This window comes from Klebsiella ornithinolytica NBRC 105727 = ATCC 31898 (genome assembly GCF_001598295.1).
In the GTDB taxonomy this organism is placed as follows: Bacteria; Pseudomonadota; Gammaproteobacteria; order Enterobacterales; family Enterobacteriaceae; genus Klebsiella; species Klebsiella ornithinolytica.
Genome location: NZ_BCYR01000004.1, coordinates 192,019 through 205,721, shown reverse-complemented (window position 1 = coordinate 205,721; position 13,703 = coordinate 192,019). Strand labels below are relative to the sequence as shown.

The 13,703-nt window shown below is 54.0% G+C and carries 17 protein-coding genes; 5 read left to right on the top strand and 12 right to left on the bottom strand.

The annotated features are described in order from the left end of the window. Window positions 1–72 precede the first annotated feature (72 nt). Both ROR01S_RS10850 and ytfE read left to right on the top strand, forming a co-directional pair. Complete coding sequence (locus ROR01S_RS10850) at window positions 73–1,047, top strand: DMT family transporter (protein ID WP_064359457.1); 975 nt, start codon at window positions 73–75, stop codon at window positions 1,045–1,047. An 82-nt stretch (window positions 1,048–1,129) separates the two neighbouring features. After that, complete coding sequence (gene ytfE, locus ROR01S_RS10845; RefSeq protein ID WP_004857139.1) at window positions 1,130–1,792, top strand: iron-sulfur cluster repair protein YtfE; 663 nt, start codon at window positions 1,130–1,132, stop codon at window positions 1,790–1,792. Between the two features lie 111 nt (window positions 1,793–1,903). On the opposite strand, the gene cycA is transcribed toward ytfE, so the two are convergent. Then, window positions 1,904–3,307, bottom strand: a complete 1,404-nt coding sequence (cycA, locus tag ROR01S_RS10840; RefSeq protein ID WP_064359456.1) for a D-serine/D-alanine/glycine transporter — start codon at window positions 3,305–3,307, stop codon at window positions 1,904–1,906. 306 nt (window positions 3,308–3,613) lie between these two features. Beyond that, on the bottom strand, window positions 3,614–4,234 hold the full coding sequence (gene bamJ, locus ROR01S_RS10835; RefSeq protein ID WP_015585317.1) for a BamJ family beta-barrel-assembly machinery protein: 621 nt from the start codon (window positions 4,232–4,234) through the stop codon (window positions 3,614–3,616). A 356-nt stretch (window positions 4,235–4,590) separates the two neighbouring features. Between bamJ and ROR01S_RS10830 the strand changes: the two genes are divergently transcribed. Next, a complete protein-coding gene (locus ROR01S_RS10830) occupies window positions 4,591–5,253 on the top strand; it encodes a LysM-like peptidoglycan-binding domain-containing protein (protein ID WP_004857130.1) in 663 nt (220 codons plus the stop codon). A 256-nt stretch (window positions 5,254–5,509) separates the two neighbouring features. On the opposite strand, the gene rplI is transcribed toward ROR01S_RS10830, so the two are convergent. Genes rplI through rpsF form a run of 4 tightly spaced genes read right to left on the bottom strand, consistent with a single transcriptional unit; the run spans window position 5,510 to window position 6,948 of the window. Further along, a complete protein-coding gene (gene rplI / locus ROR01S_RS10825) occupies window positions 5,510–5,959 on the bottom strand; it encodes a 50S ribosomal protein L9 (protein ID WP_004857125.1) in 450 nt (149 codons plus the stop codon). A 41-nt stretch (window positions 5,960–6,000) separates the two neighbouring features. Beyond that, window positions 6,001–6,228 carry a 30S ribosomal protein S18 gene (rpsR, locus tag ROR01S_RS10820; RefSeq protein ID WP_000135199.1) on the bottom strand — a complete coding sequence of 76 codons (228 nt, stop codon included), beginning with the start codon at window positions 6,226–6,228 and terminating at the stop codon, window positions 6,001–6,003. Between the two features lie 4 nt (window positions 6,229–6,232). Next, complete coding sequence (priB, locus tag ROR01S_RS10815) at window positions 6,233–6,547, bottom strand: primosomal replication protein N (protein ID WP_004857121.1); 315 nt, start codon at window positions 6,545–6,547, stop codon at window positions 6,233–6,235. A 5-nt stretch (window positions 6,548–6,552) separates the two neighbouring features. Then, entirely contained in the window at window positions 6,553–6,948 is a 396-nt protein-coding gene (gene rpsF / locus ROR01S_RS10810; RefSeq protein WP_004098001.1) for a 30S ribosomal protein S6, read from the bottom strand. A 348-nt stretch (window positions 6,949–7,296) separates the two neighbouring features. Between rpsF and ROR01S_RS10805 the strand changes: the two genes are divergently transcribed. Further along, on the top strand, window positions 7,297–7,572 hold the full coding sequence (locus ROR01S_RS10805; protein ID WP_015585318.1) for a YdgH/BhsA/McbA family protein: 276 nt from the start codon (window positions 7,297–7,299) through the stop codon (window positions 7,570–7,572). Between the two features lie 184 nt (window positions 7,573–7,756). Here the strand turns inward: ROR01S_RS10805 and ROR01S_RS10800 are convergent, their stop codons facing one another. The 6 genes from ROR01S_RS10800 to ulaA are packed head-to-tail and all read right to left on the bottom strand — an operon-like array spanning window position 7,757 to window position 12,165. After that, window positions 7,757–8,443 (bottom strand): L-ribulose-5-phosphate 4-epimerase, encoded by a 687-nt coding sequence (locus ROR01S_RS10800; RefSeq protein WP_004857111.1) that lies wholly within the window; start codon window positions 8,441–8,443, stop codon window positions 7,757–7,759. After that, the gene (locus ROR01S_RS10795) at window positions 8,443–9,297 is read right to left on the bottom strand and encodes an L-ribulose-5-phosphate 3-epimerase (protein WP_015585319.1); all 855 of its coding nucleotides are present in this window, start codon (window positions 9,295–9,297) and stop codon (window positions 8,443–8,445) included. The genes ROR01S_RS10800 and ROR01S_RS10795 overlap by 1 nt, the downstream gene beginning before the upstream one ends. A gap of 9 nt (window positions 9,298–9,306) precedes the next feature. After that, window positions 9,307–9,957 carry a 3-keto-L-gulonate-6-phosphate decarboxylase UlaD gene (gene ulaD, locus ROR01S_RS10790; RefSeq protein WP_015585320.1) on the bottom strand — a complete coding sequence of 217 codons (651 nt, stop codon included), beginning with the start codon at window positions 9,955–9,957 and terminating at the stop codon, window positions 9,307–9,309. Between the two features lie 12 nt (window positions 9,958–9,969). Beyond that, on the bottom strand, window positions 9,970–10,437 hold the full coding sequence (gene ulaC, locus ROR01S_RS10785) for a PTS ascorbate transporter subunit IIA (protein WP_015585321.1): 468 nt from the start codon (window positions 10,435–10,437) through the stop codon (window positions 9,970–9,972). A 9-nt stretch (window positions 10,438–10,446) separates the two neighbouring features. Next, window positions 10,447–10,752, bottom strand: a complete 306-nt coding sequence (ulaB, locus tag ROR01S_RS10780) for a PTS ascorbate transporter subunit IIB (RefSeq protein WP_004857097.1) — start codon at window positions 10,750–10,752, stop codon at window positions 10,447–10,449. A gap of 12 nt (window positions 10,753–10,764) precedes the next feature. Continuing rightward, window positions 10,765–12,165 (bottom strand): PTS ascorbate transporter subunit IIC, encoded by a 1,401-nt coding sequence (ulaA, locus tag ROR01S_RS10775; protein ID WP_004857096.1) that lies wholly within the window; start codon window positions 12,163–12,165, stop codon window positions 10,765–10,767. A gap of 365 nt (window positions 12,166–12,530) precedes the next feature. Between ulaA and ulaG the strand changes: the two genes are divergently transcribed. Beyond that, window positions 12,531–13,595 (top strand): L-ascorbate 6-phosphate lactonase, encoded by a 1,065-nt coding sequence (gene ulaG / locus ROR01S_RS10770; RefSeq protein ID WP_015585323.1) that lies wholly within the window; start codon window positions 12,531–12,533, stop codon window positions 13,593–13,595. Window positions 13,596–13,703 lie beyond the last annotated feature (108 nt).

Sequence of the window (13,703 nt, the reverse complement as noted above, 5' to 3'; positions counted from 1 at the left end):
GCAATCTCATACAATATTCCCGACGCGGCCTCTTCTACACTTTAGCCAACTGAAACCGGTACGGATGGCGTGATGATTAGTGGTGTGTTGTATGCCCTGCTGGCGGGGATGATGTGGGGGTTAATATTCGTCGGCCCGGTGCTGGTGCCGGAATACCCGGCGGTACTGCAATCCATGGGACGCTATCTGGCGCTAGGGTTGATTGCCCTGCCGCTGGCGTGGCTCGGGCGCGCGCGACTGCGGCAGCTTTCCGGGCAAGACTGGTGGACGGCGCTAGGGCTGACCATGATGGGCAACCTGATCTATTACGTTTGTCTCGCCAGCGCCATTCAGCGCACCGGCGCGCCGGTATCGACGATGATTATCGGCACGCTTCCGGTCGTGCTGCCGGTGATGGCTAACCTGCTCTACAGCCAGCGTGACGGTAAGCTACCGTGGCGACGTCTCTTTCCGGCACTCTCCTGTATCGCTGTCGGCCTGGTGTGCGTCAATATTGCCGAACTGCGCCAGGGACTGCCCAATTTCAGTATCTGGCACTACGGTTCCGGTATTGGTCTGGCGCTGGTATCGGTGGCCTGCTGGGCCTGGTACGCGTTGCGCAATGCGCGCTGGCTGCGGGAAAACCCGGATAAGCATCCGATGATGTGGGCGACGGCGCAGGCGCTGGTGACGCTACCGGTCTCGCTGGCCGGTTATCTGATTGCCTGCGGATGGCTGCATGCTCAGCAGGTCGACTTCCCGCTTCCCTTTGGCCCGCGCCCCCTGCTCTTTGTAACGCTGATGTTGGCCATTGCCGTCCTCTGCTCCTGGGTCGGCGCATTGTGCTGGAATATCGCCAGCCAGAAGCTGCCAACGGTCATTCTCGGGCCGCTCATCGTCTTCGAAACGCTGGCGGGCCTGCTGTATACCTTCCTGTTACGACAAAGCATGCCACCGCTGCTGACGCTCAGCGGCATCCTGCTACTGGTTGTTGGCGTGGTCTACGCGGTCTGTTCCCGACCACAAAAACCGGTGGTCGTGGAGCGGGTCTGCGAGAATAAAAAATAGCCTGGTATCCGAAAGGGGTATTCCCTTGCCTATAAGATGCATTTAATATACATCTTATATTTTTAAAGACGAGGTATTCGCTATGGCTTTTCGTGACCAACCTTTAGGCGAGCTGGCGCTGACGATTCCGCGCGCCTCCGCGCTGTTCCGTAAATACGATATGGACTACTGCTGCGGCGGCAAACAGACGCTGGAACGCGCCGCATCGCGCAAGGAGCTGGACGTCGCGGCGATCGAAGCCGAACTGGCCAGACTGGCGGAAGAGCCGGTAGAGAAAGACTGGCGTAGCGCACCGTATGCCGAAATCATCGACCATATCATCGTTCGCTACCACGATCGCCATCGCGAACAGCTGCCGGAGCTTATCCTGCAGGCGACCAAAGTTGAACGAGTGCATGCCGATAAGCCCAACGTGCCGAACGGCTTAGCCAAATACCTGACCATGCTGCATCAGGAGCTCTCCAGCCACATGATGAAAGAGGAGCAGATCCTGTTCCCGATGATCAAACAGGGCATGGGGACTCAGGCCGCCGGCCCTATCAGCGTCATGGAAAGCGAACACGACGAAGCGGGCGAGCTGCTGGAAGTGATTAAGCATGTCACCAACAATGTCACCCCGCCGCCGGAAGCCTGCACCACGTGGAAAGCGATGTACAACGGCATTAACCAACTGATCGACGATCTGATGGAACATATCAGCCTGGAGAACAACGTTCTGTTTCCGCGTGCCCTCGCCGGAAAATAAAAAAGGCGCCCGCAGGCGCCTCGACATTGTCAGTCTTATTGGCCACCCCGGTGGCCTTTTTTTATGACGGGCCGTTGCAAGCAACGTTAAAAATCTTTGCCGAAGATTTTTTTATTTCGCCAGACGCTTCTTACCGGCAAAGAACCAACCTGCCGCCAGCAGAACAAACCACAGCGGGGTGACGATCAGCGCTTCGCGCGTGTCGGCTTCCAGCGTCAACAGCACCAGCACGAAGACGAAGAACGCCATACAGACCCAGCACATCAGCTTACCCAGCGGCATCTTATATTTGGACTGCTCATGCAGATGCGGACGCTTTTTACGGTAGACCAGGTACGAGCACAGAATAATGGTCCAGACGAACATAAACAGGATCGCCGATACCGTGGTAATCATGGTGAAGGCGGCAATCACGCTCGGGTTCACCATCAGCATCACCACGCCGCCCAGCAGGCACATACAGGAGAAGGTCAGCCCTTTCGCCGGTACCGCACGTTTCGACAGCTTGGCAAACATCGACGGCGCCTGACCATCCTGCGCCAGACCGAACAGCATACGGCTGGTTGAGAACACGCCGCTGTTAGCCGAAGAGGCGGCCGAAGTCAGCACCACAAAGTTAATCAGGCTGGCCGCCGCCGGCAGGCCCACCAGGACAAACAGTTCGACGAACGGACTCTTGGTCGGCACCACGGAGCTCCACGGCGTCACCGACATAATCACGATCAGGGCGAAGACGTAAAACATAATAATACGCAGCGGGATGGAGTTAATCGCGCGCGGCAGGGATTTTTCCGGATCTTTGGTTTCTGCAGCGGTGGTCCCTACCAGCTCAATACCGACGAATGCGAAGACCGCGATCTGGAAGCCGGCAAAGAATCCGCTGATACCTTTCGGGAACCAGCCGCCGTCATTCCACAGATGGGCAAAAGACGCCTCCACGCCGGTCGGCGATTTGAAATGCATCATCACCATCACCAGGCCGACCACAATCAGCGCCACAATGGCGACGATTTTGATCATTGCGAACCAGAACTCCATCTCACCGAACATTTTCACGGTGGCAAGGTTAAGGCTCAGCAGCAGCAGGATCACCGCCAGCGAAGCGACCCAATCGGAAAGTCCAGGGAACCAGAACTGGGCGTAGGCGGTAATCGCCACCACGTCGGCCATCCCGGTCACAACCCAGCAGAACCAGTAGGTCCAACCGGTAAAATAGCCGGCCCACGGCCCCAGAAGGTCGGCGGCAAAATCACTGAACGATTTATATTCCAGATTCGACAGCAGTAATTCGCCCATCGCGCGCATCACGAAAAACAGCATAAAGCCGATAATCATATAAACAAAAATAATGGATGGCCCGGCGAGGCTGATGGTTTTGCCGGATCCCATAAACAGCCCCGTCCCGATGGCGCCACCAATGGCAATGAGCTGAATATGTCGATTCGTGAGATTTCGCCGTAGCGATTGTCCAGTCGGAGCCTGCTCTTCGGCAGCGACTTTAACCTGATCTACCATGTGATTTTCTTCCTGTTGTACCTGTCTGTGTTGTTCAGGCTCTGATGGCCCGTCATTTGTCATTACCCTGAAAAAGGGTTTATCGATATTAGGTAAGAATCAGAGGGATGAATACTATGATTTAGATATAATGTTAATTTTATGTTTAAAGTGAGTGTTATATCACTCCTGCAGCGCGAAACAGCTCACAAAAATACACCTAAAAAGCCTGAGAGCAACATAAAATTCCAACAAATTCCTAACTTAAGTATTTTGCGCTATTTTTAGTCGCTCCCTCCCCCTTAAGGGAGAGGAAGCACCTGCTGATTAGATAATATCCAGCAGTTCGACTTCAAAGATCAGGGTGCTGAACGGAGGAATAGAAGCACCGGCGCCGCGCTCACCATAGGCCAGGTTGTGCGGAATAGTCAGTTCCCATTTGGAACCCACCGGCATCAGGGTCAGCGCTTCAATCCAGCCGCCGATCACGCCGGTCACCGGGAACTCAGCCGGTTCGCCACGGGCCACGGAGCTGTCAAATACGGTACCGTCGATCAGTTTACCGGTGTAATGCACGCGGACGCGGTCGGTACGCGCCGGGATCGCGCCTTCACCCTGGGTCAGAACGCGGAACTGCAGACCGGATTCGGTGCTGTTCACGCCTTCACGCTCGCGGTTTTCATCCAGGTATTTCTGGCCATCGGCCGCCATCTCCTGGAAACGCTCGCGACGTACCGCGTCAGCGCGTTCGTGGATTTCACGCAGCGCACGGTGAACGGCTTCCACCGGCACCTGCGGCTGATTGCCTTCCAGCGCATCGGCAATGCCGGCAACCAGTGCTTCAGGCAGCAGCCCCTGCAGGCCGGATTCGCTCAGCTGTTGTCCAACCTGCAAGCCGATGCCGTAACTTGCCTGCGCTTCAATAGTGTCAAAAGTCGGGGTTGCCATCTTCTTTCCTTATTTTTCGGGGGGGAAATTTCATACTCGACGGATTCCAGATAGCAAGAAGGCGGCATGCGGATGATTCACCGGCAGGACAGGCCACAGTGTGGTCAGTGCAGGCAGGCGCAGCCAGCGCATCAGCAACTCGAAGCGCGACGAGCATAAAGTGGTGGGCAGCATATCAGCCATCGTCCGATGGGTAAAACTTTGTCGCGGAGATGATGACAAATCTGAGGGAAACAGAAACAATAGGAGATATCAGGTTAACCTCACGAAACATATCTTTGTCTCGGCCATCAGGAAGTTAGCCATCTATACTCTACGGAGAGCAGGATAAAAATATGCGGAGCAGGAGGAAAGCCATGCCCGGGCGCTTTGACATCACACCTACCCTGGCGAAGATCTGGCACGCCCCGGATCATATTCGCATTATGGATCCGCTGCCGCCCATGCATCGCCGGGGCATCATTGCCGGCGCGTTGCTGGTGATTATCGGCATACTGCTCCCGTCAGAGGAGAGCAGCAGCCCGGTACAAAGTGGCCGCGAAGCCAATATCGACCTGCAATCGCAGTCCCAGCCGCAATCTTCCCAACAGGCCATGCCGCTGCCACCGATTACCACTACGCCGACGGTGAATGACGCCGATCAGATGGCGCCGGTGGCGCCGGAGCCGGTTCAGGACGAACCGGTGGATCAGGGACAAAGCCAGGCCTACTCTCAGCCGCAGCAACAGCAGCAGCAGTCGGCACCGGGAATTGAGCAGCAGTGGCGTACCTATCGCATAGAAGCGGGTAAAACCCTGGCCCAGCTGTTCCGCGATCATAATCTGCCGCCAACCGACGTCTATGCGATGGCCCAAGTAGAAGGTCCGGGCAAACCGCTCAGTTCGCTGCAAACCGGGCAGACGGTGCAAATTCGCCAGAACGCGAATGGCGTGGTGACCGGCCTGACAATTGATACCGGCGGCGGACAGCAGGTGCTGTTTACCCGTCAGGCGAACGGCAGTTTTATTCGCGCGCGCTAATCGCCGTAAAGAATCCACGGGTCATGCCGGGTATCACGCCCGGCCTGCGCAAAGGCGCCCCGTCTCCTTCCCGTGCCCTTTTTCCCGCTTCATTTGGTACCGCGTCGCGTCCGCTCATACCAACGCTTCCCACTCAAAGGATTGGTCATTGACGGCCTGATATTGCAATTGTGTCAGGAGAGAACCACAGAAGGGGAATGCAGAAAAGCAAAACGCCGGCACAAGGCCGGCGTCTCGACGCGAACTGAGTAAAAAATTACTCAGCTACAACGTTAACAACCAGTTTCGCGAAGACTTCGCTGTGAACCTGGAAGTCCACTTCGTGCTCACCGGTGGTGCGCAGAACGCCGTTCGGCAGACGAACTTCGCTCTTAGCAACAGCAACGCCAGCTGCAGTTACAGCGTCAGCGATGTCGCGGGTACCGATGGAACCGAACAGTTTACCTTCGTCGCCAGATTTAGACGCGATGGTAACGGTGCCCAGTGCGTTGATTGCTTCAGCACGTGCGTTAGCAGCGGCCAGAACGTCAGCCAGTTTGGCTTCCAGTTCAGCGCGGCGCGCTTCGAAGAACTCAACGTTTTTCTTGGTAGCAGGAACAGCTTTGCCCTGTGGTACCAGGAAGTTACGAGCATAGCCCGCTTTAACGTTAACCTGATCACCCAGGCTACCGAGGTTTGCTACTTTATCAAGCAGAATAACTTGCATTACCTTATCCTCTCAAAGTCGTATTAATGGACCGTGACCGATTACTGATGACGATCAGTGTACGGCAGCAGGGACAGGTAGCGTGCGCGTTTGATAGCGCGAGCCAGCTGACGCTGATATTTTGCACGGGTACCGGTGATACGGCTTGGGACAATCTTACCGCTTTCGGTGATGTAGTTTTTCAGCGTTGCGATATCTTTATAGTCGATCTCTTGAACGCCTTCCGCGGTGAAACGGCAGAACTTGCGACGACGGAAATAACGTGCCATTTGGCTAGTCTCCAGAATCTATCAATTCAATCTGCTCGGCATGCAGAACCATTTTGCTCAGGCCGTTCTTTGCCTTGTGGCAAGAGATGAACCCCTGAACGGTCACTGCGCTACCGACCGTTATACTGTGAGTAATGGCCTGGTTCTCGTGTCCGCTAATAATCACGGGCATTTGACACCATGCCTGCCGGTGAAAACCGGCTTCCTCCTGCACTGAACGATGCTCAAGCACGAACTGGCAGTGTGGAATTCCTGACGGGCTGACCTTACGAAGTGGCGTCCTGCAAACAATGCCGGACAGCTCCAGACGATTGGTCATCAGGATTACTCTTCAGAATCCCCAGCTTCAGAATCATCTGCGGTTTCGTTTGCGAAATCTTCGCGACGCTCACGGCGCTCGTCTTTCGCTTTAACCATCGGAGATGCTTCGGTAACAGCGTGCTTAGTACGCATTACCATGCTGCGGATAACGGCGTCGTTGAAGCGGAAGTTAGTTTCCAGCTCATCGATCGCTTCCTGCGGAGCTTCAACGTTCAGCAGAACGTAGTGAGCTTTGTGCAGTTTGTTGATCGGGTAAGCCAGCTGACGGCGGCCCCAGTCTTCCAGACGGTGGATCGTACCTTCTGCTGCAGTGATTGCACCAGTGTAACGTTCGATCATACCCGGAACCTGTTCGCTCTGGTCAGGATGGACCATAAAAACGATTTCGTAATGACGCATCGAATTGCTCCTTACGGATTATTCAGCCTCCTGTCTGGGTCAGCCGCGGCCCATGGAGGCAAGGAACGTGTTAAAGGGCGGCCGAAAAATTGACGCGTCATTCTACTTTCGCCGCCCCTTTAAGACAAGCAAATTGCGCAAATAATTCGCACTAACGGTAAAGCCGCGCTAAGTCAGTGATTTAAAATTAATCAACGGCACCAGCGACACTTTTTTGAACAACTTCATCAGAAATGGTCGCGATACCCACGGTAGCCAGAGATTACACTTATATCAGAGCTATCGGTAACCCAGGAGGATCCCGGATTTAACGCCAGCATGGCCGACAGAACGTCAGGAGCGTAGAGTATGAAATACATCATCATTGCCGCTTTGGCTGCGCTTTTACTGAGCGCCAACGCGCTCGCAGCCATCAAAATCGATGGGCGCCAGGCACGCAACATGGACGATGTGCAGAGCCTGGGCGTTATCTATATCAACCATAATATGGCGACTGAGCAAGAGGCCGATCGGGCACTTAATCAGCTGAGCGATGCGCAAGGCGCAAAATATTTTCAGCCGATCCTGATTCACGAACCGGAAAGCAACGGCGTGATTCATGCCAGCGCAGCCATTTATCGCTAATAGCCGACTCTTTGACTTCGCCCCGTCACGGGGTGAAGTCTTAATGCCATCGCCTCGACGTTTTCGCCGAAGCGATAGTTTGTGAACGGACGCTTGCTGGCATGCGTTTGCCAACAATACGAAAATGGCTCCGGAGCAGACCGGTTAATTCATCATCAAGATGAATGGCTCCGGAGCACATGACTTACTTTTGCCCGTAATAGGCATTTGGTCCGTGCTTTCGCATAAAGTGTTTGTCCATCAGCCAGCTATCGATCGGCTTGAGCAGCGGATTGATTCCGCGAGCAATCCACGCCATCCGCGCCACTTCTTCCATCACCACCGCGTTATGCACCGCATCGTGCGCATCTTTACCCCAGGTAAAAGGTCCGTGTTGATACACCACAATCCCCGGCGTAAGGAGCGGGTCTATCTCGCCCAGCGTTTCGATGATCACGAGCCCGGTGTTCAGTTCATAAGCCTCTTCGACTTCCCGCGGGCTCAACGCCCTGGTGCAGGGGATATCGCCAAAGAAGTAGTCTGCGTGGGTCGTTCCCAGCGCGGGAATGGCCAGCCCGGCCTGCGCCCAGGCCGTCGCGTGTGTCGAGTGGGTATGCACCACGCCGCCAAGGCTCGGATAGCGGCGATAGAGCGCAAGATGGGTGGCGGTATCGGAAGAAGGACGATACCGTCCTTCCACCACGTTACCCTGCAGATCCACAACCACCATATCGTTCACTTTCATCGTCTCATAGGCCACACCGCCAGGCTTAATTACCACCAGCCCGCGTTCGCGATCGATCGCGCTAACGTTACCCCAGGTAAAGGTCACCAGGCCGTAGCGCGGTAAATCCATGTTGGCTTCAAAAACCTGCTGCTTAATTTTTTGCATTATGCCGCCTCCACCAGCCCGGCACTGGCCATCCGCGCCATCACCCAATCGCGGGCTTTCGCCACCTCCGCTGCCGGATCGTCGGTCGTTTCGCTCCACATTTCAATCAGGTAGGGTCCGCAGTAGCCGGTTTGTTTGAGCGTTTCAAAGCAACGCTCGAAATCAACGACCCCTTCACCAAACGGGACGTTTTTAAAGATGCCGGGTTTAGTATCCTTCACATGTACCGCCACGATATGACCCATCCCGGCCTGTAGCTCCATCTGCACATCGTTATCCCATGCTGACAGGTTGCCGATATCCGGATAGAGCTGGAACCACGGATTATTCAGGTAGTGTGCGTAGCCCAGCGCCTTACTGATCGAGTTCATCAGCGGGTAATCCATAATCTCCATCGCCAGCGTCACCTGCGCGCGGCTCGCCATTTCGACGCTCTCTTTCAGGCCATCCCGGAAACGACGGCGCGTCTCGTTGTTGGCTTCCTGGTAGTAAACGTCATAACCCGCAAGCTGAATAACCCGAATGCCTACATCCTGCGCCAGCTGAATGGCTTTGCGCATAATCTCCAGCCCCTGCGCCCGTACCGCGTCATCTTCGCTACCAAGCGGGAAGCGCCGGTGGGCGCTGAGGCACATAGAGGGCACCCGTACCCCGGTTTCAGCAATCGCATTGACTAGCTCCAGGCGCTGCTCCCGGCTCCAGTCAAGCCGTTCCAGCCGAGCGTCAGTTTCATCCACCGACATTTCGACAAAGTCAAAACCGAGTTTTTTCGCCAGTCGCAAACGATCCAGCCAGCGTCCCCCGGCAGGGAGCGCCTTTTCATAGATGCCGAGCGGAATTTTTTTCGACAACATAACCGCTCCTTAGCCCCATAGCTGGGCAATAGAACGTTTAAACTGCCGTGCAGCTTCTACCGGGGAAGCAGCGTCGCGAATGCTGCGACCGGCAATAAAGACGTGAATCGGAATACCCTGGAACAGCGGCAGATCTTCCAGCGCCAGGCCGCCGGTAACGGTGACTTTAAAGCCCATGTCGGACAAGCGCTTGATGGCGCTGATATCCGCCTCCCCCCACGCTACGCCAGCGGCCTGCGCATCGCGGCTACGGTGATAAACCACTTGTTGAATGCCCGCATCGCGCCATTCCTGCGCCTGCTCCCAGGTCCAGTAGCCGGTTAGTTCGATCTGTACATCACCGTTAAATTCTTTCGCCACATCCAGCGCACCTTTGGTGGTGTTGATATCTGCACAGCAGATAACAGTCACCCAGTCGGCATGCGCTTCAAAGCACATCCGAGAGAGAATTTTGCCGGCATCGGCAATTTTGGCGTCCGCCAGCACGATTTTGTGGGGATAGAGTGCTTTCAGGTCGCGCACGGCGCGTACGCCCTCGGCAATACAAAGAATGGTGCCAACTTCAATAATATCCACTTCATCGGCAATCAGGCGTGTCGTTTCATACGCGGAAGACATTGATTGATTATCCAGCGCAACCTGCAACATAGGTAATGACATTTGATGCTCCTTTTAGAAGGCCGCCGTCGTGGCGTTATCAATTAAATTCAGTACTTCCTGCACGGTGCGGCAGGCACGTAAACGGTCGAAATTCGCTTCATCGTCAAACAGATTGACGATCTGCATGATGCCCACCTCCTGATGGGTGTTGGCATCAACGGCCGCCATGGTGATCAGGATGTCGACCGGGTCGTTATCCTCATGGTTGAAAGCCAGCGGCTTCCTCAGCGTCACCAGCGCAAAGCCCGTTTTCTTAACCCCCTCTTCCGGGCGTCCGTGCGGCATCGCCAGACCGGGCGCAATCACAAAGTAGGGCCCATGCTGAGCAACGCCATCCAGAATGGCCTGGTAGTAGCGCGGCTCAACCACGTCAGCCTTCACCAATAAATCAACGCTTAGCTTTACGGCTTCCTGCCAGGTACTGGCATCTGCCTGCAAAAGAATGGAGTTATTCTCGACAAGCGAATCACGTAATTTCATTTGGCGTCCTCACTTCACATCCTGTGGGAAATGTTCTTTGATCACTTCCAGCAGTTTTGGGCCAAAATCCGCAGGCGATAGCATGTTGCGCACGCCGACCACGTATTTGTTGCCGGAGACAGTAATCTCCCCGGCAATATGAGTAGAGGCGATGATGATATCCGCGCCGCTTAATTCACTTTTGTATTCACCCACCGCGCAACTGTTCACTGAGTGATCAATATTTGATTGAGTCAAAAACTGGTCCACTTTCATCTTCATGATCATGGAACTTCCTTGCCCGTTGCCACATACAGCCAGAATACGTACGGTCATAGTCAAAACTCCTTATTGAGCAGAAGCATCTGCCAGTTGTTTTTCCGCGTCCTCTTCAGCACGCAGCGTGCGTCCTGCGAAGAACATATAGGCCAGTGCAATAATGATGATGACGGCCATAAACGCGATACCGATAGAGGCAAAGCCCTGCATCATCGGCGGCGCCAGAATTGACCAGTCCGCCATGCCCATCCAGGCGCTCATACCGGTGAGCTTCACCGCCCAGACGCAGCCGAAAATTTCAATCATCCCCATCACCAGACAAATCTTGAGCGCCGCGCGCCAGCCGCCAAAGTGGTTCGCAAAGACGCCGATAGTCGCGTTCGAGAAGAACATCGGAATAAAGCCCGGAATAATCAGGATGGAAGAGCCGAAGCCCACCAGGATAGCGACAGCGATAAGCTGGCCAATGGTGCCCCACATAAAGCCCCAGACAACGGCGTTCGGCGCAAAGCTATAAATCGCCGCACAGTCAATCGCCAGCACGGCACCGGGGATCAGGCGTTGGGAGATCCCGTTGAACGCCTCGGAAAGTTCGGCGACGAACATACGCACGCCCTGAGTGATAATAAAAATAGCGACGGCGAACGAAAAACCAGTTTGCAGGATATACACCGTCCAGTGAGTTTTTCCCGCCATCGCCTGGACGGTGTCGATGCCGAAGGAGAGCAGGATCGCACCAAAGAAAATGGTCATTACAATAGCCGTGGAAACGATGTTGTCGTGGAAAATATTCAGCCATCCTGGCAGCTTAAGATCTTCAACGCTCTCTTCTTTTTTCCCCAGATAAGGTGCGACCTTATAAGCAATCCATGAGGCGAACTGCTGCTGATGTCCGATGGAGAATCCGCAGCCGTCGGTAACTTCCTGGGTCGGCTTGTACATCATGTTGGAGGTAATGCCCCAATAGAGAGACACCAGTACCGCCGTGCAGATAATAGTCGTCCACATCGGATACCCGAAGATATAGAAAGAGACGGCAATCAGCCCCGCCTGCTGGAACATGATGTGCCCGGTCAGCATGATGGTGCGAATACCGGTAATGCGCCGCAGCAATACGTAACAAATATTCAGCGCCAGAGCTAACAGCACGGCATAGCCCACCCAGCTGTAGGCCTCCCCCATCCGCTCAATGGTCGCCATCATAGAGGCATAGGTATCGGAGATAGCACCGTTGATGCCGTAAACCTCAGACATTTTCGCGACGACGGGTTTAAAGGTACTGGTCAGAATGCCGGACCCTGCCTGCAACAACATAAAACCGATAATCGTTTTAATCGTACCTTTTACAATCACGCTGGCGCTTTTACGCAGCAGGATATAGCCCAGGCACGTCACGATCCCCAGCAGCAGAGGGGCGTTGGTCATCACCTGATTAAAGAAAACGGTAAAGATGTTGTAGAGAATCTCCATAACACACTCCAGAAGGTGGAATCTCTGAACGCACGCTACGCCCAGGGTTTGTTGTTGCAATCACTCTAATAATCAAAAGTAATCACAACAAGATTATATTTGATTAAGTGTGACACACGCCGCAAATAATCATTCAAACCGTTACCGTATTAATTCTCATTTTCTAAAATCACAAAATAATCAATATAAATCAATTAAATGATGACATGAAGGCATCATAAAACAAGCATTTACCTCCCATTCACCTACCAAAAACATCTCGTAGATGGCGAAATGCAGGATTGCAATCCTGAAAAAATGGTGCCAGTATTTATCAAAACGAATCAAAAAATGATTTCTTTTGACAAAACGTGAGGTAAAAATCAATGAGTAAAGTACAAACCATCACCCGCGAGTCATGGATCCTGAATACTTTTCCAGAGTGGGGCAGCTGGCTGAATGAAGAAATTGAACAAGAGCAGGTTGCGCCTGGCACTTTTGCTATGTGGTGGTTGGGTTGTACGGGCATCTGGCTGAAATCCGAAGGCGGAGCCAATATCTGCGTCGATTTCTGGTGCGGTACCGGCAAACAAAGCCACGGGAACCCACTGATGAAAGCAGGCCATCAGATGCAGCGTATGGCAGGCGTTAAGAAGCTCCAGCCAAACCTGCGTACCACTCCGTTTGTACTGGATCCCTTCGCTATTCGCCAGATTGATGCGGTGCTGTCCACACACGATCATAACGATCACATTGATGTAAACGTTGCTGCCGCCGTCATGCAAAACTGTGCGGATGACGTGCCGTTTATCGGCCCGCAAACCTGCGTCGATCTGTGGATTGGCTGGGGCGTCCCGAAAGAGCGCTGCATCGTGATGAAACCGGGCGATGTCGTAAAAATAAAAGATGTTGAAATCCACGCGCTCGACGCTTTTGACCGTACCGCCCTGATAACCTTACCTGCGGCTCAAAAAGCGGCTGGCGTGCTGCCGGACGGAATGGATGAGCGCGCGGTAAACTACTTGTTCAAAACGCCGGGCGGCAATCTGTATCATAGCGGCGATTCTCACTACTCCAACTACTATGCGAAACACGGTAACGAACACCAGATCGACGTGGCGCTGGGGTCCTATGGCGAGAACCCGCGTGGTATCACCGACAAAATGACCAGCGCCGATATCCTGCGCATGGCCGAGTCTCTGAACACCAAAGTAGTCATCCCGTTCCACCACGATATCTGGTCAAATTTCCAGGCTGATCCGCAGGAAATACGCGTTCTGTGGGAGATGAAGAAAGACCGCCTGAAGTATGGCTTTAAACCTTTCATCTGGCAGGTGGGTGGGAAATTCACCTGGCCACTGGATAAAGACAACTTCGAATACCACTATCCGCGCGGATTCGACGACTGCTTTACCATGGAACCGGACCTGCCTTTCAAGTCATTCCTGTAAGATTCATCCGGCGAGCGGAAGTCCTTGCCCCCTCGCCGGAAATTATCCCGTCAGCATTAGTATTTTCACCTGATTTCAAATATCATCTTTGCTTATCACTTTTAATCG

Excerpts from the sequence above, each read along its gene's own strand:
- ROR01S_RS10830 (WP_004857130.1), top strand. The coding sequence starts at position 4,591 with ATGCCCGGGCGCTTTGACATCACACCTACCCTGGCGAAGATCTGGCAC.
- ROR01S_RS10805 (WP_015585318.1), top strand. The coding sequence starts at position 7,297 with ATGAAATACATCATCATTGCCGCTTTGGCTGCGCTTTTACTGAGCGCC.
- ROR01S_RS10850 (WP_064359457.1), top strand. The coding sequence starts at position 73 with ATGATTAGTGGTGTGTTGTATGCCCTGCTGGCGGGGATGATGTGGGGG.
- ulaG (WP_015585323.1), top strand. The coding sequence starts at position 12,531 with ATGAGTAAAGTACAAACCATCACCCGCGAGTCATGGATCCTGAATACT.
- ROR01S_RS10795 (WP_015585319.1), bottom strand. The coding sequence starts at position 9,297 with ATGTTGTCGAAAAAAATTCCGCTCGGCATCTATGAAAAGGCGCTCCCT.
- ROR01S_RS10800 (WP_004857111.1), bottom strand. The coding sequence starts at position 8,443 with ATGCAAAAAATTAAGCAGCAGGTTTTTGAAGCCAACATGGATTTACCG.
- bamJ (WP_015585317.1), bottom strand. The coding sequence starts at position 4,234 with ATGGCAACCCCGACTTTTGACACTATTGAAGCGCAGGCAAGTTACGGC.
- ytfE (WP_004857139.1), top strand. The coding sequence starts at position 1,130 with ATGGCTTTTCGTGACCAACCTTTAGGCGAGCTGGCGCTGACGATTCCG.
- rpsF (WP_004098001.1), bottom strand. The coding sequence starts at position 6,948 with ATGCGTCATTACGAAATCGTTTTTATGGTCCATCCTGACCAGAGCGAA.
- ulaA (WP_004857096.1), bottom strand. The coding sequence starts at position 12,165 with ATGGAGATTCTCTACAACATCTTTACCGTTTTCTTTAATCAGGTGATG.
- priB (WP_004857121.1), bottom strand. The coding sequence starts at position 6,547 with ATGACCAATCGTCTGGAGCTGTCCGGCATTGTTTGCAGGACGCCACTT.
- rplI (WP_004857125.1), bottom strand. The coding sequence starts at position 5,959 with ATGCAAGTTATTCTGCTTGATAAAGTAGCAAACCTCGGTAGCCTGGGT.
- cycA (WP_064359456.1), bottom strand. The coding sequence starts at position 3,307 with ATGGTAGATCAGGTTAAAGTCGCTGCCGAAGAGCAGGCTCCGACTGGA.
- ulaC (WP_015585321.1), bottom strand. The coding sequence starts at position 10,437 with ATGAAATTACGTGATTCGCTTGTCGAGAATAACTCCATTCTTTTGCAG.
- ulaB (WP_004857097.1), bottom strand. The coding sequence starts at position 10,752 with ATGACCGTACGTATTCTGGCTGTATGTGGCAACGGGCAAGGAAGTTCC.
- rpsR (WP_000135199.1), bottom strand. The coding sequence starts at position 6,228 with ATGGCACGTTATTTCCGTCGTCGCAAGTTCTGCCGTTTCACCGCGGAA.
- ulaD (WP_015585320.1), bottom strand. The coding sequence starts at position 9,957 with ATGTCATTACCTATGTTGCAGGTTGCGCTGGATAATCAATCAATGTCT.